This is a genomic window from Sphingopyxis sp. BSN-002 (assembly GCF_022024275.1).
Lineage (GTDB): Bacteria > Pseudomonadota > Alphaproteobacteria > Sphingomonadales > Sphingomonadaceae > Sphingopyxis.
Genome location: NZ_CP091804.1, coordinates 415984 through 435297 on the forward strand (window position 1 = coordinate 415984; position 19314 = coordinate 435297).

19 protein-coding genes are annotated in these 19314 nt (G+C 64.5%); 10 read left to right on the forward strand and 9 right to left on the reverse strand.

Annotated elements, in window-relative coordinates:
- Window positions 1-84 precede the first annotated feature (84 nt).
- The 5 genes from L7H23_RS02240 (at window position 85) to L7H23_RS02260 (ending at window position 5779) form a co-directional block, all read left to right on the forward strand.
- Window positions 85-1266, forward strand: a complete 1182-nt coding sequence (locus L7H23_RS02240) for an acyl-CoA dehydrogenase family protein (RefSeq protein WP_237837736.1) — start codon at window positions 85-87, stop codon at window positions 1264-1266.
- A 105-nt stretch (window positions 1267-1371) separates the two neighbouring features.
- Window positions 1372-2466, forward strand: a complete 1095-nt coding sequence (locus L7H23_RS02245; protein WP_237837737.1) for an acyl-CoA dehydrogenase family protein — start codon at window positions 1372-1374, stop codon at window positions 2464-2466.
- Window positions 2463-3668: an acyl-CoA dehydrogenase family protein gene (locus L7H23_RS02250; RefSeq protein ID WP_237837738.1), complete on the forward strand. Its 1206-nt coding sequence runs from the start codon at window positions 2463-2465 to the stop codon at window positions 3666-3668. Before L7H23_RS02245 ends, L7H23_RS02250 begins: the two co-directional genes overlap by 4 nt.
- An 11-nt stretch (window positions 3669-3679) precedes the next feature.
- Window positions 3680-4462 (forward strand): SDR family NAD(P)-dependent oxidoreductase, encoded by a 783-nt coding sequence (locus L7H23_RS02255; RefSeq protein WP_237837739.1) that lies wholly within the window; start codon window positions 3680-3682, stop codon window positions 4460-4462.
- Window positions 4463-4528: 66 nt separating this feature from the next.
- On the forward strand, window positions 4529-5779 hold the full coding sequence (locus L7H23_RS02260) for an acetyl-CoA C-acetyltransferase (RefSeq protein ID WP_237837740.1): 1251 nt from the start codon (window positions 4529-4531) through the stop codon (window positions 5777-5779).
- Between the two features lie 10 nt (window positions 5780-5789).
- Here the strand turns inward: L7H23_RS02260 and L7H23_RS02265 are convergent, their stop codons facing one another.
- Window positions 5790-7160 carry an alkaline phosphatase PhoX gene (locus tag L7H23_RS02265; RefSeq protein ID WP_237837741.1) on the reverse strand — a complete coding sequence of 457 codons (1371 nt, stop codon included), beginning with the start codon at window positions 7158-7160 and terminating at the stop codon, window positions 5790-5792.
- 128 nt (window positions 7161-7288) lie between these two features.
- On the opposite strand from L7H23_RS02265, the gene L7H23_RS02270 reads away from it, so the two are divergent.
- The 3 genes from L7H23_RS02270 to L7H23_RS02280 all read left to right on the forward strand — a co-directional run bounded on the left by L7H23_RS02270 (window position 7289) and on the right by L7H23_RS02280 (window position 10109).
- The gene (locus tag L7H23_RS02270; protein ID WP_237837742.1) at window positions 7289-8419 is read left to right on the forward strand and encodes a CaiB/BaiF CoA-transferase family protein; all 1131 of its coding nucleotides are present in this window, start codon (window positions 7289-7291) and stop codon (window positions 8417-8419) included.
- A gap of 104 nt (window positions 8420-8523) precedes the next feature.
- Complete coding sequence (locus tag L7H23_RS02275) at window positions 8524-9327, forward strand: crotonase/enoyl-CoA hydratase family protein (RefSeq protein ID WP_237837743.1); 804 nt, start codon at window positions 8524-8526, stop codon at window positions 9325-9327.
- A gap of 2 nt (window positions 9328-9329) precedes the next feature.
- On the forward strand, window positions 9330-10109 hold the full coding sequence (locus tag L7H23_RS02280) for a tyrosine-protein phosphatase (protein WP_237837744.1): 780 nt from the start codon (window positions 9330-9332) through the stop codon (window positions 10107-10109).
- 3 nt (window positions 10110-10112) lie between these two features.
- Here L7H23_RS02280 and L7H23_RS02285 read toward each other — a convergent pair whose 3' ends face one another.
- From L7H23_RS02285 to L7H23_RS02295, 3 genes are all read right to left on the reverse strand, one after another.
- Window positions 10113-11426 (reverse strand): amidohydrolase family protein, encoded by a 1314-nt coding sequence (locus L7H23_RS02285; RefSeq protein ID WP_275671219.1) that lies wholly within the window; start codon window positions 11424-11426, stop codon window positions 10113-10115.
- Window positions 11427-11509: 83 nt separating this feature from the next.
- A complete protein-coding gene (locus L7H23_RS02290) occupies window positions 11510-12247 on the reverse strand; it encodes a sulfotransferase (RefSeq protein WP_237837746.1) in 738 nt (245 codons plus the stop codon).
- Entirely contained in the window at window positions 12244-13164 is a 921-nt protein-coding gene (locus L7H23_RS02295) for an aminotransferase class IV (RefSeq protein ID WP_237837747.1), read from the reverse strand. Before L7H23_RS02295 ends, L7H23_RS02290 begins: the two co-directional genes overlap by 4 nt.
- Before the next feature lie 44 nt (window positions 13165-13208).
- Here L7H23_RS02295 and L7H23_RS02300 point away from each other — a divergent pair, with 44 nt between their 5' ends.
- Window positions 13209-13898, forward strand: a complete 690-nt coding sequence (locus L7H23_RS02300) for a hypothetical protein (RefSeq protein WP_237837748.1) — start codon at window positions 13209-13211, stop codon at window positions 13896-13898.
- Window positions 13899-13904: 6 nt separating this feature from the next.
- On the opposite strand, the gene L7H23_RS02305 is transcribed toward L7H23_RS02300, so the two are convergent.
- The 4 genes from L7H23_RS02305 to L7H23_RS02320 form a co-directional block, all read right to left on the reverse strand.
- A complete protein-coding gene (locus L7H23_RS02305) occupies window positions 13905-14318 on the reverse strand; it encodes a hypothetical protein (RefSeq protein WP_237837749.1) in 414 nt (137 codons plus the stop codon).
- Window positions 14319-14361: 43 nt separating this feature from the next.
- Complete coding sequence (locus L7H23_RS02310) at window positions 14362-14979, reverse strand: phosphatase PAP2 family protein (RefSeq protein ID WP_237837750.1); 618 nt, start codon at window positions 14977-14979, stop codon at window positions 14362-14364.
- 2 nt (window positions 14980-14981) lie between these two features.
- A complete protein-coding gene (gene lpdA, locus L7H23_RS02315; RefSeq protein WP_237837751.1) occupies window positions 14982-16376 on the reverse strand; it encodes a dihydrolipoyl dehydrogenase in 1395 nt (464 codons plus the stop codon).
- A gap of 513 nt (window positions 16377-16889) precedes the next feature.
- Window positions 16890-18206, reverse strand: coding sequence for a pyruvate dehydrogenase complex dihydrolipoamide acetyltransferase (locus L7H23_RS02320; RefSeq protein WP_237837752.1), 1317 nt, complete (start codon window positions 18204-18206; stop codon window positions 16890-16892).
- Between the two features lie 173 nt (window positions 18207-18379).
- On the opposite strand from L7H23_RS02320, the gene L7H23_RS02325 reads away from it, so the two are divergent.
- On the forward strand, window positions 18380-18835 hold the full coding sequence (locus L7H23_RS02325; RefSeq protein ID WP_237837753.1) for a universal stress protein: 456 nt from the start codon (window positions 18380-18382) through the stop codon (window positions 18833-18835).
- A 6-nt stretch (window positions 18836-18841) separates the two neighbouring features.
- Here L7H23_RS02325 and L7H23_RS02330 read toward each other — a convergent pair whose 3' ends face one another.
- A complete protein-coding gene (locus L7H23_RS02330; RefSeq protein ID WP_237837754.1) occupies window positions 18842-19228 on the reverse strand; it encodes a hypothetical protein in 387 nt (128 codons plus the stop codon).
- Window positions 19229-19314 lie beyond the last annotated feature (86 nt).

Below are 19314 nucleotides of genomic sequence, written 5' to 3' on the forward strand. Positions count from 1 at the left end.
CAGCATCGGCTTTGCACATGAATTAACTTGACGCTTACGTCAACGTCGGGTTGAGCGATTGCATAGGCAGTGAAGGGAATCGGCATGACGACGAACGAAGGCATATCGGATCGGGCGCTGGCAATTGCAGCGCGGGTAGAAGCCTTTGTCCGCGAAACGGTCGTCTCCTTCGAAAAGGATCCCCGCCGCGACCATCATGGCGCACCCACCGACGATCTCGTGATGGAGATGCGCGAGCACGCGCGCGATGCGGGGGTTCTCACGCCGCATATCCTGAGCGACGGCAGCCATCTGAACCAGCGCGAGACCGCGATCGTCCTGATCAGGAGCGGCCTGTCGCCGCTCGGCCCCCTCGCCTGCAACACCATGGCCCCCGACGAAGGCAATATGTATCTGCTCGGCAAGGAAGGCAGCCCCGAACTCAAGGAACGCTTCCTGAAACCGATGGTCGAAGGTCGTGTTCGCTCGGCCTTCTTCATGACCGAGCCTGCCGACGAGGGCGGCGCGGGCTCCGACCCGTCGATGATGCAGACGACCTGTCACCCCGATGGCAATCACTGGGTCGTCAACGGCCGCAAGACCTTCATCACCGGGGCGCAAGGCGCCCGCGTCGGCATCGTGATGGCAAAGGCCGAGCAAGGCGCATGCATGTTCCTTGTCGACCTGCCCGATCCGGCAATCCGCATCGACGATGTCCCGAACACCATCGACAGCTCGATGCCGGGCGGCCATGCGACGCTGACGATCGACAACCTTCGCATTCCTGCCGACCAGATGCTTGGCGAAGCGGGCGAAGGCTTTCGCTATGCGCAGGTGCGCCTGTCGCCCGCGCGTCTGTCGCATTGTATGCGCTGGCTCGGCGCGTGCATCCGGGCGAACGAGATCGCGACCGACTATGCGAACCGCCGCATTGCGTTCGGCAAGCCGCTGATCGACCATGAAGGCGTCGGCTTCATGCTTGCCGAAAACCTGATCGACATCAAACAGGCCGAGTTGATGATCGACTGGTGTGCGGGCGTTCTCGACACCGGCTCGCTCGGCACCGCCGAAAGCTCGATGGCGAAGGTCGCGGTGTCGGAAGCGCTGATGCGCATCGCCGACCGCTGCGTTCAGGTCATGGGCGGCACCGGCGTCACCGACAAGACGATCGTCGAGCAGGTGTTCCGCGAGGTTCGCGCCTTCCGTATCTACGACGGCCCGACCGAGGTCCACAAATGGAGCCTCGCGAAGAAGATCAAGCGCGACTGGAAGGCAGGCCTCGCCTGATACAGGCGCCAGTTGATTGTCATCGAGCCGTAACGTCAAAACACTTGACGTTTACGTTAACGTCCGGATGATGGCGAAAAACGACAAGGAAGAGGAAGCAGGCCGATGTCGATTTTGTACGACGAAGGGCAGGAAGCGATCGCGACCGAGTCGCGGCGAGCGCTCGAAGCGCGGATGAACAAGGACGACCTGCTGCCGCTACTGCAGTCGAGCGGGAAATATCACGACGGCTTCTGGGCCATGGCGAAGGAACAGGGCTGGACCGCCCTTGCTCTTCCAGAGGAACATGGCGGGCTCGCGCTGGGCCTGGTCGAGCTGGGCCTTATCGCGCATCAGGCGGGTCGCACGCTGAGCGGCGCGCCGTTCCTCACCTCAAGCTTTGGCGTCGCCAAAGCCATCGAGCTTTACGGAAGCGACGCGCAAAAGGCGCGGTGGCTTCCCGCGCTGGCTGGCGGCGAAGCGATCGGTGCAGTCGCTTTTGCCTCGGGACCGGCCCCCCTGCCTGAGCAGCCTGTCGTCACGCTGACGGATGACCGGCTCGATGGGGTCGCAGCAGGCGTATCGGGCGGGTTGTTCGCTGACGTCGCGCTGGTTTTCGCCAATGGCCCCGGCATGCCGGTGCTTGCACTTGCCGATCTTTCGGGCGTCGGGCGGAGCGTGGTCGAAAGCTTCGACAACAGCCGGTGCATCGCCGATATAGCCTTTGCGGCGACGCCCGCCGAAACGTTGGTGGTCGGCGAAGCTGCACGAGCCGCCGCGCTTGGCATTCTCTCGCTGCAAGCGGTGGTAACCGCGCACGAACAGACGGGCGGCGCCGAAGCGCTGATGGAGGTCGCGCGCGACTATGCCGTGACGCGCAAGGCGTTCGGCCAGCCGATCGGCGCCTTTCAGTCGATCAAGCACCGGATCGCCGAACTTTATGGCCTCGTCGAACTGGCCCGCGCGAACTGCGTCCACGCCGCATCGCGCGAAGGCCAGCCCGATTTCATCACCGCTGCCGCCGCAGCACGGCTGTCCGCGACCGAAGCCTATGACACCGCGGCGCGCGACTGCGTCCAGATTCACGGCGGGATCGGCGTGACGTGGGAGATCGGGCTCCACCTCCACATGCGCCGTGCGCGCACGCTGGCGCTCGAACAGGGGAGCAGCCTCTTCTGGGAAGATGTGCTGGTCGACCGCCTCGCAGGAGAAGCCGCATGAGCGATCTCGAAGCCTGGCGCGCCAAGGCCGCAGCATGGTGCGAGTCCGTCGTCCCGCAATTCGGCAAGGCGGCACGAAAAGGCCTGACCGTCGAAGAGGATCTGGCACTCGGCCGCCGGTATCAGAGCGCAAAATTCGACGCGGGCTTTGCCGGCATCAACTGGCCGACCGAGCTGGGTGGCCAGGGCCTCGGTCATATCGAGAAGATCACGTTCGAAGCCGAGGAGATGAAGCACGGCTTCCCGAACGTCTATTTCGGCATTTCGCTCGGCATGCCGGTACCGGTCCTGATGCAGTTCGGCAGCGACCGGGAATTTGTGAAGGAGCGTGTCATAAAGGCGCTGAAGGGCGAGGAGATCTGGTGCCAGCTCTTCTCCGAACCCTCCGGCGGCACCGATCTCGCCGGCCTCCGTACCCGCGCCGAAACCGATGGAAACGGTTGGAAAATCAACGGACAGAAGGTCTGGACCAGCTGGGCGCAATATAGCGACTATGGCGTCATCGTCGTGCGGACCGACCCGACCGTCGCCAAGCACAAGGGCCTCACCTACTTCTGGGTCGATATGAAGGCGCCGGGCGTCACAGTGCGTCCGATCAAGCTGGCGGGTGGCGACAGCCATGTGAACGAAGTGTTCTTCGACGATGTGAAGATCAGCGACGACCACCGCATGTCGCCCGTCGGCGGCGGCTTCGCGGTCGCGCTGACGACACTGATGATCGAACGCTATGTCGCGACCGACAGCGCCGGCTTCGGTCCGCACCTCGACCTGTTCGTCGATCTGGCGAAGGAACTCACCCTCAACGGCAAGCCGGCGATCGAGGATGGCCGTATCCGCCAGCAGATCGCGCGCAACTATGCGATGCGCGCCGGGCTGGACTCGATCAACCGTCGTGCACGGCTGATGATGCAGGCAGGGATGACGCCGGGGCCCGAGGGTTCGCTCAACAAGCTGGTCGCCGTGCGATCGCGCCAGAAGCTGTCAGAACTCGCGCTCGACCTGCAAGGCACCGATGCCTTCCTGTTCGACGAGCATCTCTCGCCCAAGGACGACTGGGCGACGAGCTGGATCAACGCGCCGACCGGACGCATCGCCGGTGGATCCGACGAAACGCTGCTCAATACGATCGCCGAAAGGATCCTCGGGCTGCCGCAGGATCATCGCCCCGACAAGGGCGTGCCGTTCAACCAGATTCCAGCCTGAGGAGCCTCCCCATGAAACTCGACCCGAATACGGCTGCCGTTGTCACCGGCGGTGCTTCCGGCCTTGGCCGCGCGACGGCCGAAGCGCTCGCCGCCGCCGGCGTGAAGGTGACGATCTTCGACATCAACGACACGCTGGGCGAGGAAGTCGCGCAGTCGATCGGCGGACTGTTCGTCCATGTCGACATCACCGACGAACAGTCGGTTCTCGACGGCTATGGCAAGGCACGCGCCGCTCATGGGCAGGAGCGCGTCTGCGTCCATTGCGCAATGACCTCGCGCCGCGGCAAGACGCTCGCTTACGACAAAGAAGCGGGCGGGTACCGCCGCACGCCGACAGCCGACTACGCCTATGGCGTCGAAGGCATCCTGACCGCGAGCTACCGCGTCGCGTCGATCTCGGCCGAAGGCATGGCGACGCTCCCCGAGCTGGAGGACGGCGAGCGCGGCGCGATCGTGCTGACGGCCTCGGTCGCGGCGCAGGACGGCCAGATCGGGCAGGTGATCTACGGTTCGGCGAAAGCGGGCGTGAACGGCCTTGTCCTGCCGATGGCGCGCGACCTGATGGACCTTGGCATCCGCGTCAATTCGATCATGCCCGGCGTGTTCGGAACGCCGCTGCTCAACAATATGAACCCGAAGGTGAAGGAGAGCCTCGAGGCGTCGGTCCCCTTCCCCAAGCGGCTCGGCAAGGCCGAGGAATATGCCAGCCTCGCCATGGAAATGGTGCGTAACACCTATTTCAACGGCCAGGCCGTCCGCCTCGACGGCGCCATCCGCATGGCCCCCCGTTAAGCTCCCCGACGACCCGCTTTTCAATCGACCTACGATCTTCGAAAGTCTCCACGAAAGGAACCTTCCATGGCTGAAGCCTACATCATCGACGCCGTCCGCACCCCGCGCGGGATCGGAAAGCCCGGAAAAGGCGCGCTCTCGCATCTGCACCCCCAGCACCTCGCGGCGACCGTGCTCGGCGCGATCCGCGATCGCAACAACCTCAACACCGCGACCGTCGACGACATCGTCTGGTCGACCTCCTCGCAGAACGGCAAGCAGGGCGGCGATCTCGGCCGCATGGCGGCGCTTTCGGCGGGTTATGATATCAAGGCCAGTGGCACGACGCTCGACCGCTTCTGCGGCGGCGGCATCAGCGTCGTGAACTTCGCGGCAGCGACCGTCATGAGCGGCATGGAAGATTGCGTCATCGCCGGCGGGACCGAGATGATGAGCTACACCAGCGCCTATGCCGCCGAACAGGCCAACGCCGGCCTGCCGCCGCGCCTGATGGGTTCGGGTCACGAGGCACTCGACGAACTGCATCCGCAATCGAACCAGGGTGTTTGCGGCGACGCGATCGCGACGATCGAAGGCATCAGCCGCGAAGCTCTCGACGCGCTGGCGCTCGTCAGCCAGCAGCGCGCCGACCGCGCCATCAAGGAAGGCCGTTTCGCCAAGTCGGTCGTGCCGGTGCTCAATCCCGACGGCAGCGTCGCACTTGACCGGGAAGAATTCCCGCGGCCCGAAACGACCGCCGAAGGCCTTGCCTCGCTCAAGCCGAGCTTCGCGGCGCTCGCCGACTTCGACCTCGGTGGCGGCGTCACCTTCCGCAAGCAGATCAACCGCCGCTATCCCGACCTCGAAATCCAGCACTTCCACCATGCCGGCAATTCGTCGGGTGTGGTCGACGGAGCGGCGGCGGTACTGCTGACCTCGAAGGAATATGCCGAGAAGAACGGGCTGAAGCCGCGCGCACGCATCGTTGCCTATGCCAATATCGGCGACGACCCGACGCTGATGCTGAATGCTCCGGTTCCCGCAGCGAAGAAGGTTCTTGAAAAGGCGGGCTTGACCAAGGACGACATCGACGTCTGGGAAATCAACGAGGCTTTCTCGGTCGTCGCAGAGAAGTTCATCCGCGATCTCGATCTCGATCGCGAGAAGGTGAATATCAACGGCGGCTCGATGGCGCTCGGCCATCCGATCGGCGCGACGGGTTCGATCCTGATCGGTACAGCGCTCGACGAACTCGAGCGTTCGGGCGGTCGCTACGGCCTCGTCACCATGTGCGCCGCGGGCGGCATGGCGCCGGCGATCATCATCGAGCGTGTCTGATCGCGTTCCCTCAGAACGGCCCGCGCACGGCGATCGTCCGTGCCGGGCTGTAGAGATTGAGGAACATCGTCTTGCCGTCGGGCGCGAAGCACACGCCCGAAACCTTGGTCGCGGCCGTCACCCGGGCGAAGGGATAAACCTTTCCGTCCGGCGTGACCCCGCGCAGCCAGTTGTCAGGCCGGGCGCCGCGCCGGTCTTCGCAGACAATCAGGTCGCCGTTGGGCGCGACGGTCAGATTGTCGCCGAAGCTGAAATGCTCGGGCTCGGTCGTTTCGACGAACAGTTGCAGCCTCCCCGGCTGCGCCGCCTCGCTTGCCGCTCCTTCGACCGGCGACGGGCGGTAACGCATGATCTGGCCGCGCCGCGCCGGACCGCCCGAGGTGCAGGTGAAATAGATTTCGCCCTCGCCGCCATGCACCCCCTCGCCGCGCGCGAAGATCGCCGCGCCGCTGCGCGCCCCGCGCTTGCGAAGATCGTCCTTCGGGCTTTCGACGTCGTCAAGGTCGATCCAGCGGGCATCATGCCACTCGCCGGTCGCCAGCGTTTTGCCCGACCAGTTGCGCGTGTCGGCCAGCGATTGATCCACCAGCGCCAGTGCCTGCAGGCGCCCGCCCGTGCGAAGCTGTCCCGGCACCGCAGGCAGAAAGCGATAGAAGAGGCTGTCCTGCCGGTCTTCGGTCATATAGATCGCACCGCTTCCGGGGTCGCAAATTGCCGCTTCGTGATTGAACCGGCCCATCGCGCGGATCGGCTCGGCCGCCACGAGGCGACCGGGCGCAACCGGCATCTCGAACACCCATCCGTGGTCCTGACCGTGCCGGCTGCCGGCGCGCGAGACATCTTCCTCGCAGCTCAACCAGCTGCCCCACGGAGTCATGCCGCCTGCGCAGTTGCGGATCGTCCCGACCAGCGAGAGATATTGTTCCTCGACCCCAAGCGTCGCGGGATCGAGGATCAGTGTCGACACGCCGCCCGGCAGCGCCTCGCCATTGCCGCCGCGAAGACAGTCGAACGCTGCCGCGGCGCCGCTGGTGCCGACCGCGCAGGCGCCATGGTCGAGTTCGTCGGCGCCCAGTTCGTGATTGCGCATCAGGCACAGCCGCCCGTCGGGCAGCACGGTGCAGCCCATGCCGTCGGCACTGTTGGGCACCTTGTGCCCGTCGCTCATCGCCTGACCATATTGCGAAACAATCCGGTACGAAAAGCCCGGTGGCAGGTCGAGGATGCGCGCCGGATCGGGGACCGGCGTACCGAACCCCTGCCCTTCGGCGAGCATCGAGGCGGAGACATGACGGCTGTGAAGCGCGAGACCGGCAAAGGCGGCGGCCATCAGGCCCCTGGCGAAACCGCGGCGGTCGAGTGCGATAGGTCCCCGTTCCATGACGGCCCGATAGGCGCGCGGGGTGACAGGCCGACTGCAATAGTCTGACAGTTCGGGGACAGTTTGAAGTTTACCGGCACATAAGTGCAACATTCGAAGAGGCCCTGAGGGGCATAGGGAGACAAGACATGGCAGGACCGCTGACGGGCATTCGCATCATCGAATTCGCGGGGATCGGCCCCGGTCCTTTCTGCGGCATGATGCTGGCCGACCATGGCGCCGAGGTGATCCGCATCGATCGACCCGGCGGCTTCATGGATCCGCGCGATCCGCTGTCACGCAACCGCACCTCGATCTCGCTCGACATGAAGAATCCCGAGGCCGTGCAGATCGCGCGCGACCTCTGCAAAAGCGCCGACGGCATCATCGAGGGTTACCGTCCCGGCGTGATGGAACGCCTCGGCCTTGGCCCCGAGGTGCTGCTCGCCGACAATCCGAAGCTCGTGTACGGCCGCATGACCGGCTGGGGGCAGTTCGGTCCTTATTCGCAGGCCGCGGGTCACGACATCAACTATATCGCGCTTTCGGGCGTGCTGCACACCGTCGGGCGCGCAGGTGAAAAGCCGCTGCCGCCGGTCAACTATGTCGGCGACTTCGGCGGTGGCGGCATGATGCTCGCCTTCGGCATGTCGAGCGCGCTGGTTCACGCCGCCAGGACGGGCGAAGGTCAGGTGATCGATTGCGCGATGACCGACGGCTCGGCGTTGCTCGCCGGCATGACCTGGGGCTTCCTCGCTGCGGGTCGCATCAAGGACGAGCCCGGTGTCAACATGCTCGATACCGGTGCCCATTTCTACGACACCTACACCTGCTCGGACGGCAAGTTCATCTCAATCGGGTCGATCGAGCCGCAATTCTATGCGCTGCTGCGTGAGAAGACCGGGCTCGACAAGGATCCGTCCTTCGACCCGCAAATGGACCCGTCGCAATGGGGGCCGCTCAAGGACAAGCTCACCGCGCTGTTCGCAACGAAAACCCGCGACGAATGGTGTGCGCTCATGGAAATGACAGATGTTTGCTTTGCGCCGGTCCTGTCGCTGACCGAAGCCCCGCAGCATCCGCATAACGTCGCGCGCGAGACCTTCCTGACGGTTGGCGGCGCTATCCAGCCCGCACCGGCACCGCGCTATTCGGCAACGTCGAACGATGTGCCCCGCCCGGCCCCCGCTGTGGGCGCAGACGGGGATGCCGTTCTCGCTACCCTCGGATATGACGCAGGCCGGATCGCAGCCTTGCGCGAAGGTGGCGCGGTTCGCTGATATGGCTTGAGACAACCGGGCGCCGGAGCGCGTCCGGTCGTCATCCTTGGCTTGCAACCATGATCCGCGAGGCATAGCCTGCCCGCGAAACAGGAGAGATTTTGATGGGCGAGTTTCTGAGTGTCGAGCGGCGGGGCAAGATCGCGATCCTGACGATGATCAAGCCCGAGAGCATGAACGCGATCGGCACCCACGAGGATTGCCAGGACATCATCGAAACGCTCCGCGCGCTCGGCGACGACCGCAGCGTCAGCGCGATCATCCTGACCGGCAGCGGCAAGGCGTTCAGCGCCGGCGGGAACCTCAAAGGCATGAAGGATCGTCAGGGCATCGGCGTGCTCGACCAGCCCGACTCCACCCGCAGCAATTACCGCAAGGGCGTGCAGGCGGTGATCCGCGCGCTGATGGACTGCGAAGTCCCGATGATCGCCGCGGTCAACGGTCACGCCATCGGGCTTGGTTGCGACCTCGCCTGCACCTGCGACATCCGTATTGCGGCCGAGAGCGCCAAGTTCGCGTGCAGCTTCATCAAGGTCGGGATCGTCCCGGGCGATGGCGGGGCATGGCTGCTCCAGAAGGTGCTGGGTTATCCCCGTGCAGCCGAACTGTTCCTGACCGGCGACCGGTTCGATGCCGCGACGGCGAAGGAATACGGACTGGTCACCGACGTCGTACCTGACGGCGAACTGCTCGACCGCGCAATCGCCATCGCCGAACGCATCGTCTGCAACCCGCCGCGCGCACTGCGCCTCACGAAGCGCCTGCTCCGCGAAGCGCAACACAGCAGGATGAGTGACATCCTCGAACTCAGTGCCGCCTATCAGGCGATCGTCCACGAAACCGCCGACAACCGGGAGGCGATCAACGCCTTTGTCGAGAAGCGGGATCCGGTGTTTACAGGAGACTGATCATGCTCGCCGAGCGCGTCCTGCCCCTGTCGGGTATCCACAATTTCCGCGACTATGGCGGCTATGCCGTCGAGGGTGGCGGGCGATTGCGCGATGCGACGCTGTGGCGTTCGGCGCACCATGAGGCGGCGAGCGACGAGGATCTGGTCGCGCTCGACGCGCTGGGCCTCGAAACCGTGATCGACCTGCGCGGCGACGACGAACGCGAGATCCATCCCTGCCGTCGATCGGAGAATTTCTCCGCCCGGGTGCTGTTTGCCGGCGGGATCACTGCCGGCCTTGCTCCACATCTGCAGGCCGCAGGCGGGGCGATCGACGGCGAGACGGCGCGGTCACGGATGATCGATACCTATGCCGGCATGCCATATCGGCCCGCGCTGGTTGCAACGCTGCGGCTCTATCTCGCCGCGCTGGCCGAATATGACGCGCCAAGCCTTGTCCATTGCGTCGCAGGAAAGGACCGCACCGGCTTTGCCGTCGCGATCGTCCATCGGCTGCTTGGCGTCCATGAGGACGATCTGATGCAGGACTATCTGCTCACAAACACGGCGGGCAAGATCGACGAGCGGATCGCGCAGGGAGCCGCAAGCATTCGCGCGCGCCATGGGGGCGACATCAGCGACGATGCGATCCGTGCGCTGATGTCGGTCAATCCGGCGTATCTGGACGCCGCGCTCGCGACCGTGCGGCGGGACCATGGTGACATCCCGACCTATGCGGAGGCAGTGCTCAACCTGACGCCGAGGATGCGCGAAGCAATGGTCGACAGGTTGGTGATCTAGAACTTATCCGCCCTTCACCAGCACCCCGCCCTTTACCACTGCGTCGACATCCTCGAGCTGGCGGACGTCGGTGAGCGGATCGCCGTCGACCGCGATGATGTCGGCATAGCGTCCGACTGCAATCGCCCCGACATCCTTCTCGCGGCCCAGCGCCTCGGCGCCGTTCCTCGTCGCGGCCTGGATCGCCTGCATCGGCGTCATCCCGTATTCGACCATCACGCGGAACTGCTTGCCGACCTGTCCGTGCGGCATCACGCCGGCGTCGGAGCCGAACACCATCCGCACGCCGGCCCTGTGCGCCTTGCGGAAATTCTCGCGCTGGATCTGTGCGATCTCGCGGTCCTTGCGCAGGTTATCCTCAAGCACGCCATTCTTCGCGCCCTCGGCCTGCGTATATTCGGTGTTGTAGATGTCCATCGAGAACCACACCGGCTGCTTGCGCGCGAGCGCCATGCGGATACCCTCGTCGTCGAGCAGGCTGACATGCTCGATCGTGTCGATGCCGGCTGCGATCGCGGCGCGGATACCCGCCGCGCCATGCGCGTGCGCGGCAACGCGGAGGCCCCATTGATGCGCCTCGTCGGCGATCGCGCGCAGCTCGACTTCGGAGACCTGCAACTGGCCGGGCTCGGTGTTGCGCGAGAAAACGCCGCCGGTCGCACAGACCTTGATCACCTCGGCGCCATATTTGCGCTGGCGGCGAACCTGATAGCGAAACTCCTCTGGGCCGTCGGCAACGCCTTCTTCCTTGCCATCCTTCTTTTCGAGGCTGGGGGGAAGATAGGTGCTGTCGCAATGTCCGCCGGTCGCGCCGAGCGCGTAGCCCGCAGGAACGATGCGCGGGCCGACAGCATAGCCGGCTTCGATCGCCTGTTTGAGGCCGATGTCGTTGCGGTCGGACGAGCCGACGTTGCGCACGGTCGTGAAGCCGGCGTCGAGCATGTCGCGCGCATTCTTGACCGCGGTCATGCCCCAGAAGCTGTCGGTGAATTCGAGCCCGCGGTAGCCGCCGATATCGGCGGGACCGTCAAGGTGGACATGCATGTCGATCAGGCCAGGCAGCAGCGTCTTGTCGCCAAGATCGATATGCTTGACGTTCGCGCCCCAACGCACCGTGCGGGCGTCGGCGATCCCGGTGATGCGGCCATCGGCGCCGACGAAGATCGCGGGATAGTCGACGGTCTTGCCGGTAAGCACATCGATGTAACGTGCGGCAGTGATCACCGTCTGGCCCGTACCGTCCTGCGCGTGTGCCGACACCGCAAAAAGCGCCGCCGAGCCCAAAGCGATTCCCCGCAGAAAACTGCCGAACTTCATTCGCGATTGCATATCTGATCCGCCTGTTGAGGGTGCCCCGAAAACTGGATGGCAAATCGGGACTTGTTAGGACAGCGGAATTTTCAGGCGGCCACGATTTTATGCTGCGCCAGATAGTCGTAGCCCGGGCGGCAGGCCTGGGCGACCGCCCGCCCCTCGGCCGTCAGCTCGGGCTGAGGCTTGTCGGGCGACCCGAAGCCGGTGCTCGATACGACGGCGTCATACCAGTGCGATGCCCACACCCCGTCGGTCTCGTGAATCCCGGCTTCCCACTTGAGCATCGCCGGATCCCAGTCGATGCCGAGCGCTGCGCACAATTTCTGCAGCATGGCGGGCGGGTCGCGCAGTATGTCGGCGCTGTCGATCACCGGCGGCGCGTGGCCCAGCCGGTCGGCTTCGCGGTCGAAAAATTCGACCTGCTTGTCAGTGCCGAGATGGTCGGGACGCACCGCGACGCGCTTCGCCGCATAGCTCGCGACGACGCGCGCGGGGTCGCGGATCAGGAAGGCATGGCGCAGGCCCGGCAGGTCGTGATGCGCGATCGGGCCGACCATATGATGCGCCATATGCTTCTGATACCAGATCGGCGTGCCCGTCGGGTTCGGCCCCGCCATGCTGCGCGCGACGCCGTGCCAGTCGCAGTCCATCGACGCCATCACCTGATCCATCATCGGCTGCGGATCGCCGGTTTCCTTCAGATAGGCGCCATAGAAGGGCTCGTCGCTGACGTGCGTATCGGCGCGGCTGCCGAGGCTGCGCATCATCGCGGTCGACAGGTTGCGCGGTCCCGACCACATCGCGATGCGGATGCAATCGGTCACGGGCGCGAGCGCCCCGCAATATCGCTCTCGATCAGCGCCTTGTAGAGCGTCTGCAATCGTTCGACCATCGCTCCCCTGCCCTCGGTCAGCTTGCGGCCGTCGATCGTGTGCGCGGGGACGACGCCGGCGAAGGTACCGGTCACGAAGGCTTCGTCGGCGCCATAGACATCGGTCAGCGAGAAGTTCTTTTCATACACCGGAATGCCATTCTCACGGCAGATGCGGATGACGTTGCCGCGCGTGATCCCGCCGAGGCAGTAGTCGCCGGTCGAGGTCCACACCTCGCCCTTGCGGACGATGAAGAAATGCGTCGAATTGCACGTCGCAACGAAGCCGTGCGGGTCGAGCATCAACCCTTCGTCGGCGCCGGCCTGCGCCGCCTGAATGCAGGCGGTGATGCAGTTGAGCTTCGAGTGCGAATTGAGCTTCGGATCCTGCACCGCGGGATCGCCGCGGCGGACGTGGACGGTGAAGAGCGACAACCCGGTCTCGATCGTCGCGGGCAGCGGGTCCTTATGCTCGGCGATGATGACGATCGTCGCGGGCGAGATGACGACGCGCGGGTCCTGATAGGGGGTGGAGCGAATGCCGCGCGTCACCATCAGCCGGATATGGCAGCCGTCCATGCCGTTCGCGTCGATCGTATCGTAGAGCCGCTGTTCGAGCCCGGCGCGCGAGATGCCGAGGTCCATCGCGATCGCCTTCGCACCCTCCCACAACCGGTCGAGATGCTGGTCGAGGAACGCCATGCGTCCCTTGTGGACGCGGATGCCTTCCCACACCCCGTCGCCGAGCATGAAACCGCTGTCGAACACCGATACCATCGCCTGCGCGCGCGGAACCAGCGTGCCGTTGACATTGATCAGGATCGCGTCGTTGCGCGGATCGGGGACGAAGTCGTGCGTGCCTTGAGCCATGCCCGCGACACTAGCCGCGCCCTCTACTCTTGCAAATGACGATCATGGCCAGCAAACTCCTCGCCATGGTAAAGCAATCTCTATTGGCATGGGCGTTACTGGGCACAGCGCTGACCGCCCCTGTCGCACAGGCCTGCTCCGTCATCCCGGGCTACAAGGTGCCCACGGCGCTCGAACTTGCAGCATCGTCGGAAGCGATCGTCCTCGCGCGTGTCGGCAAGGCGATAGCCGGAAACGAAGATGATTTTATGGGAGCGTTCGAGATCGTTCCGGAAACGCTGATTTACGGGACGACCCTGCCCGGGCCTCTGACGATGCAAGGCTCCATCGCGGTGAACGGCCGCTTGGGGGGAACAAATATTCCGGTAACGCCAAGCGATCCCGACGAACTGGCCAAGGCAAATCCCGATGCCTTTTCCGGCGCGTGCAATCGCTATGTCTTTAATGAGGGGATGCTGTTGCTGCTCTTCCTCAAGCGCGGAGACGACGGCAAGCCGCAAGTGATTTCGTACCCTTTTGCTCGCACGAAAGAAGATGTCGCCGATGCGAACGCGCCATGGGTACGCGCAGTGCGTTTCTACTCCTCGGTCGCGCACGATCCCAAAGAGGTTCGAAAACAAAAGATGCTCGCCGAACGCGACCGCCTGATCGCGACGGGCGACCCGATTGACGCCTTGCTCGCGAAGGACATCGAACGTCAGATCAAGGGCAAGCGCACCCAGAACTTCGACTGAGACTGATCATACGCCCTTGCGGCCGAACCCGCCCTGACGCGGCGTGACCGGTTGCAGATTTTCCGCATCGACAGCAATCGGCGGCGGGGGTGCCGCATCGCGGTTGCGCATATAGTTGGCGAACGCGGCGTCGGCGTCGAATCCCTGCGTCTCGGCCGACAGCTCGCCAGCCGCTTCGGTGCGTGCGCCGGGAACACGATCGGTGCCCGAAACGGCACGCAGCAACTTGATGATCAGCGGCAGCGCGAAAAGGATGCCGACGACGGTCAGGCCCATCACCGTCGGACCGAGCCCGATCATCGCGATGCCATCCGCCGATCCGCCGCCGACGCCGATGAAATGGCGGAGCAGCCAGCCGATATAGACGAGCGGGATAAGCCCGCCGATGATCCCGAGCACGCCGCCGATCGAAAGTCGCATCGCAAAACCCCTGCTTCGCTCGGGGTTTCCTAGCGCAGAGGGTTTAGGACTTTCTTATCGCCGGACGCGACGCCCACCAGACGCCGAGCAACGCAAAGGCCGCGCCGAGCATCGTCCCGCCGACGATATCGCTCGCCCAGTGCACACCGAGCATGATGCGCGAAAAGCCGTTGAGGATGATCATTGCCACCGCAAGCGTCCAGGCCAGCGGCCGCCAGCGCGGCGGCGCGAGCCAGGCGAGCAGCAGATAGACCACCGCGGCGCTCGTCGCATGGCCGCTGGGATAGGAGGCACTGTTCACATGGTCGAGATGCTCGATGATGTCGGGCCGCGCCCGGTCGAACGCGAATTTGAGCGCGTTCGAGGCGAGGTTCGACAGCAACGCCGCGCCTGCCAGCGCCATGGCGCAGCGCGGCCCGCACCAGCGCCAGACGAGCGCCGCAAGCAGGATACAGATGATCCAGCGCGGCGTGCCGCCGCCGATCCAGCTTGCCCATTGCATGAAGGAGATAAGTTGCGGACTGCTCTGTCCGACCTTCAGCGACAGCGCGTGCGAGACGTACAGATCGGCGCGCACCGTCCAGCCGGCACTGACGACGAGACCGAGCAGGACGACCGCGAGGACCAGCCCCGCGGCGCCGACGAGCAAACGGCGCTCCATCGTCAGATGTGCAGCGGCCGTCCGAATGCCGCGAGCACGCCCTCGTGCATCGTTTCGCTGAGCGTCGGGTGCGGGAAGACGGTGCCGATGAAATCATCCTCGACCAGCTCGGCGGTCTTGCCGATCGTATAGCCCTGGATCAGTTCGGTGACCTCCGCGCCGATCATGTGCGCGCCGAGCAGTTCGCCGGTCTTCGCGTCGAACACGGTCTTGGTGAAACCCTCGGATTCGCCCAGCGCGATCGCCTTGCCGTTGCCGATGAAGGGGAAGGTCCCGGCCTTGACCTCATAGCCGAGTTCCTTGGCCTTCGCTTCGGTCAGGCCGACGCTGGCGATCTGCGGGCGGCAATAGGTGCAGCCCGGGATATTGCGCGGGTCCATCGCGTGCGGATGATTGCCCGCGATCGCCTCGACCGAAATCACCGACTCATGCATCGCCTTGTGCGCGAGCCATGGCGGCGCGGTGACGTCGCCGATCGCCCACAGGCCGGGGACGTTGGTGCGGCACATCGCGTCGGTGTCGATATGGCCCTTGGTCGTTTTCACGCCGAGCGCTTCGAGGCCGATATTCTCGGTGTTCGGGACGATACCGATCGCGACGATCGCGTGGCTGAACTCGGCGCTTTCGACTTTGCCGTCCTTGCCCTTGATCTTCGCCGAGACGCCGGTCGCGGTGGCCTTCAGCTCCTCGACCCCGGCGCCGGTGTAGATCGTCATACCCTGCTTCTTGAGCTGCTTTTCAAGGAAGGCCGACACGTCGGCATCCTCGACGGGAACGAGGCGGTCGAGCATTTCGACGACGGTCACTTCGGCGCCCATGTCGCTGTAGAAGCTCGCGAACTCAATCCCGATCGCGCCCGAGCCGATGACGAGCAATTTCTTCGGCATTTCGGGCGGGACGAGCGCGTGGCGATAGGTCCAGATGCGCTTGCCGTCGGCGGGCGCGAAGGGCAGGTCGCGCGCGCGCGCGCCGGTCGCGACGATGATATTCTTCGCGGTCAGGGTTTCGGTGCCCTTCTCGCCCTTTACCTCGAGCTTGCCCGGCGCAGTCAGCTTGCCCTCGCCCATATGGACGGTGATCTTGTGCTTCTTCATCAGGAAGGCGACGCCCTGGCTGAGCTGTTTCGCGACGCCGCGGCTGCGCTTTACCACCGCGTCGATATCGGCGCTGATCTGCTGTGCGATCAGGCCATAATCGCCGGCATGCTGCATATAATGGTAGATTTCGGCCGACCGCAGCAGCGCCTTGGTCGGAATGCAGCCCCAGTTGAGGCAGATACCACCCAGATTCTCGCGCTCGACGATCGCGGTCTTCAGCCCGAGCTGCGCCGCGCGGATCGCCGCGACATATCCGCCGGGGCCCGAGCCGAGGACGATGAGGTCGTAGTTGTCAGCCAAGGTAGTGCCCTTCTATCATTCTCGAAAAATCAATTGCTTAAGCGCCGCCGCTTATAGGCTCGTTGCGAGAGGATCATCGCGCCTATCTGCGAAGAGGCGAACATGCCTATCGCAAAACACAGGGACAGGCTTCGCGGGTAAGTCCCAGCTTCGCCGATCCATATCCTAGATCCAGAATCGACATATGCCTCGCTCAGAAATGCCCACCACCCAATGTTGACGGCAGTAAAAATACAAAATCCCAAAAGCCAGGGAGCGAAGCTTCGAGCTGCGAGAAGCGGAAAAATCCCGACAATCTGAGGAACGAAAATCAATATAAATGCCGACAATATCATCGGAAAAAGAATGATGATCCAGCCCGTTTGGCCCCTCAGAACCTCGTTGTTTACGAACATGCAAAAATGAAGAGCGGCGACAATCAGGACCGGGATCGTGAACCTGAACAAGTCCCAGCCGTTTGAGAAAAATCTCCGAACGGCTGATCCCTGCAAAACCGCTCCGGGCTCAGGCATGTTACGCGACCAGCCCCAGCGGGTTCTCCACCAGCTCCTTGAAGGTCTTCATGAGCAGCGCGCCGTCGGCGCCGTCGATCGCGCGGTGGTCGAAGCTGCCGGTCGCCGACATGACGGTCGCGATCGCGAGCGCGTCGTCGACCACGTAGGGGCGCTTCTCGCCCGCGCCGATCGCCATGATCATGCCCTGCGGCGGGTTGATCACCGCGGTGAACTGCTTGATCCCCATCATGCCCATGTTCGAGATCGAGGCGGTGCCGCCCTGATATTCATTGGGCTGGAGCTTGCCTTCCTTCGCCTTCGCCGCGAGCTCGGCCATTTCGGTCGAGATTTTCGACATCGACTTGCCGCCCGCATCGGTGATGATCGGGGTGATCAGGCCGCCGGGGATGCTGACCGCGACCGAGATGTCGGCGCGGCTGTACTTGCGCATCACGTCGCCGCCGAAGCTGACGTTGCACGACGGCACGCGTTCGAGCGCCACCGCGAGCGCCTTGATCAGCATGTCGTTGACGCTGAGCTTGACGCCGCGGCCTTCGAGGCTGGCGTTGAGCTCGCCGCGGAGCTTCAGCAGCGCGTCGAGGCGGATGTCGACGGTCAGATAGATGTGCGGCGATTCCTGCATCGACTGGGTCAGGCGGCGCGCGATCGTCTTGCGCATGCCGCTGAGCTTTTCGTCCTCGTGCGGAATGCCGAAATCGGGGATCGGGCCGGCAGCGGCGGGCGCCGGGGCGGCCGCAGGAGCTGTGACGGGCGCCGCGGCTGCAGGCGCGGCGCCTGCGACCGGAGCGGAGGTGCCGGCAGGCGCGCCTTCGAGGTCGTCCTTGACGATACGGCCGCCGGGGCCGGTGCCCTTGATCGTCGAAAGGTCGATGCCCTTTTCGGCAGCGAGGCGCTTGGCAAGCGGGCTGGCCTTGATGCGATCGCCCGAAGCAGCCGGCGCAGGAGCCGCGGCTACGGGAGCCGGTGTAGCCACCGGAGCAGGCGCGGCTTCGGCCTTTACGGCAGGAGCCGGAGCGGCGGCTGGCGCCGCAGCAGGTGCCGGCGCGGGAGCAGCCTTGGCGCTCGCATCCTCACCCTCGCCCGCGATCACCGCAATGACGGTGCCGACCTTCACATTGTCGGTGCCTTCGGGGACCAGAATCTGGCTGACCACCCCCTCGTCGATCGCCTCGAATTCCATCGTCGCCTTGTCGGTCTCGATCTCGGCGAGCAGGTCGCCCGATTTGACCGCGTCCCCCTCTTTCACCAGCCATTTGGCGAGCGTCCCTTCCTCCATCGTCGGCGAAAGGGCGGGCATTTTGAGTTCGATCGGCATCGTCGCTGTTTTCCCTCGATCTTTATAGGCGCGAGTCTTGCAGGCATCGCCTGCCGCTACGGATTGTTCCTCGCCATAAGACTTGCTCGGGTCAAGGTCCAGCGGGGCAACTTGCCTTTCATACGAATGTGACGCACTCTCGCCTCACAAAAAGCATAGCGAGGGGTCGGGCGATGCGGACATATCTGGTGGTGATCGACGACAGTCCCGAGGCAAGCCTTGCGTTGCGCTTCGCGGCGCGTCGCGCGGCACGGACGGGCGGCGGCGTGGCCGTGCTCGCGATCATTCCGCCGCAGGATTTCGTCGCGTTCGGCGGCGTCCAGGCGACGATCGAGGCCGAAGCGCGCGAACATGCCGAACAGCTCGTCGCGGCGGCATCCGACGCGGTGATGCAGGAAGGCAATATCATTGCGCAGACGATGATCCGCTCGGGCAAGCCGGTGGAGGTCGTCCGCGATGCGATCGGCGAGAATGACGAGGTCGCCGCGCTGGTGCTGGCGACCGCGGCGAGCGGCGCGCCGGGGCCGCTGGTGACGCACTTCACCGGACAGGATGCGGGAACCCTCCCCTGCCCGGTGATGCTGGTTCCAGGCGGCATCGATATCGCCCGGCTTGATGCCCTGAGCTGATAAGCGTCAGGCCGCGACAAGGCGTGGCGTAGCGCCCTTCCATTCGAGGATGGCGAAGCCGAGCACGGCGAACGCCTGTGCAATCACGATGACAATACCGAGACCGGTCATCTGGCCCGCGAAGGTTGCGACGACAGCAAAACTGGCCGCGACCCAGCCGACATTGCCGACCGCGATCAGCTTGACCAGCCCGGCGTTCGGCACTTTCTGCGCCGCGGCGAGGAACATCGGCAGCGCCGCGGCCAGGCAAATCCATGCGCCGATCGATACGATAGCGACCGGCAGACCGAGCAGGGTCGCGACCGGTTCGAGCGCGAAGAGGCCCAGCGCGAGAACGCCGGTGCAGGTGATGGCATCGGCGACGAGGACATTCTTGAGATTGAGGATCGACATGATGGTTCTCCTTTCGACCCCTCTCAATTGAACCCCGGATTGAATGGCGTCGATTACGCGGGAGGTAATGGAAATCGGAAAAGGCC

Coding starts and splice junctions, on each gene's coding strand:
- L7H23_RS02240 (WP_237837736.1), top strand. CDS start 85: ATGACGACGAACGAAGGCATATCGGATCGGGCGCTGGCAATTGCAGCG.
- L7H23_RS02245 (WP_237837737.1), top strand. CDS start 1,372: ATGTCGATTTTGTACGACGAAGGGCAGGAAGCGATCGCGACCGAGTCG.
- L7H23_RS02250 (WP_237837738.1), top strand. CDS start 2,463: ATGAGCGATCTCGAAGCCTGGCGCGCCAAGGCCGCAGCATGGTGCGAG.
- L7H23_RS02255 (WP_237837739.1), top strand. CDS start 3,680: ATGAAACTCGACCCGAATACGGCTGCCGTTGTCACCGGCGGTGCTTCC.
- L7H23_RS02260 (WP_237837740.1), top strand. CDS start 4,529: ATGGCTGAAGCCTACATCATCGACGCCGTCCGCACCCCGCGCGGGATC.
- L7H23_RS02265 (WP_237837741.1), bottom strand. CDS start 7,160: ATGGAACGGGGACCTATCGCACTCGACCGCCGCGGTTTCGCCAGGGGC.
- L7H23_RS02270 (WP_237837742.1), top strand. CDS start 7,289: ATGGCAGGACCGCTGACGGGCATTCGCATCATCGAATTCGCGGGGATC.
- L7H23_RS02275 (WP_237837743.1), top strand. CDS start 8,524: ATGGGCGAGTTTCTGAGTGTCGAGCGGCGGGGCAAGATCGCGATCCTG.
- L7H23_RS02280 (WP_237837744.1), top strand. CDS start 9,330: ATGCTCGCCGAGCGCGTCCTGCCCCTGTCGGGTATCCACAATTTCCGC.
- L7H23_RS02285 (WP_275671219.1), bottom strand. CDS start 11,426: ATGAAGTTCGGCAGTTTTCTGCGGGGAATCGCTTTGGGCTCGGCGGCG.
- L7H23_RS02295 (WP_237837747.1), bottom strand. CDS start 13,164: ATGGCTCAAGGCACGCACGACTTCGTCCCCGATCCGCGCAACGACGCG.
- L7H23_RS02300 (WP_237837748.1), top strand. CDS start 13,209: ATGGCCAGCAAACTCCTCGCCATGGTAAAGCAATCTCTATTGGCATGG.
- L7H23_RS02305 (WP_237837749.1), bottom strand. CDS start 14,318: ATGCGACTTTCGATCGGCGGCGTGCTCGGGATCATCGGCGGGCTTATC.
- L7H23_RS02310 (WP_237837750.1), bottom strand. CDS start 14,979: ATGGAGCGCCGTTTGCTCGTCGGCGCCGCGGGGCTGGTCCTCGCGGTC.
- L7H23_RS02320 (WP_237837752.1), bottom strand. CDS start 18,206: ATGCCGATCGAACTCAAAATGCCCGCCCTTTCGCCGACGATGGAGGAA.
- L7H23_RS02325 (WP_237837753.1), top strand. CDS start 18,380: ATGCGGACATATCTGGTGGTGATCGACGACAGTCCCGAGGCAAGCCTT.
- L7H23_RS02330 (WP_237837754.1), bottom strand. CDS start 19,228: ATGTCGATCCTCAATCTCAAGAATGTCCTCGTCGCCGATGCCATCACC.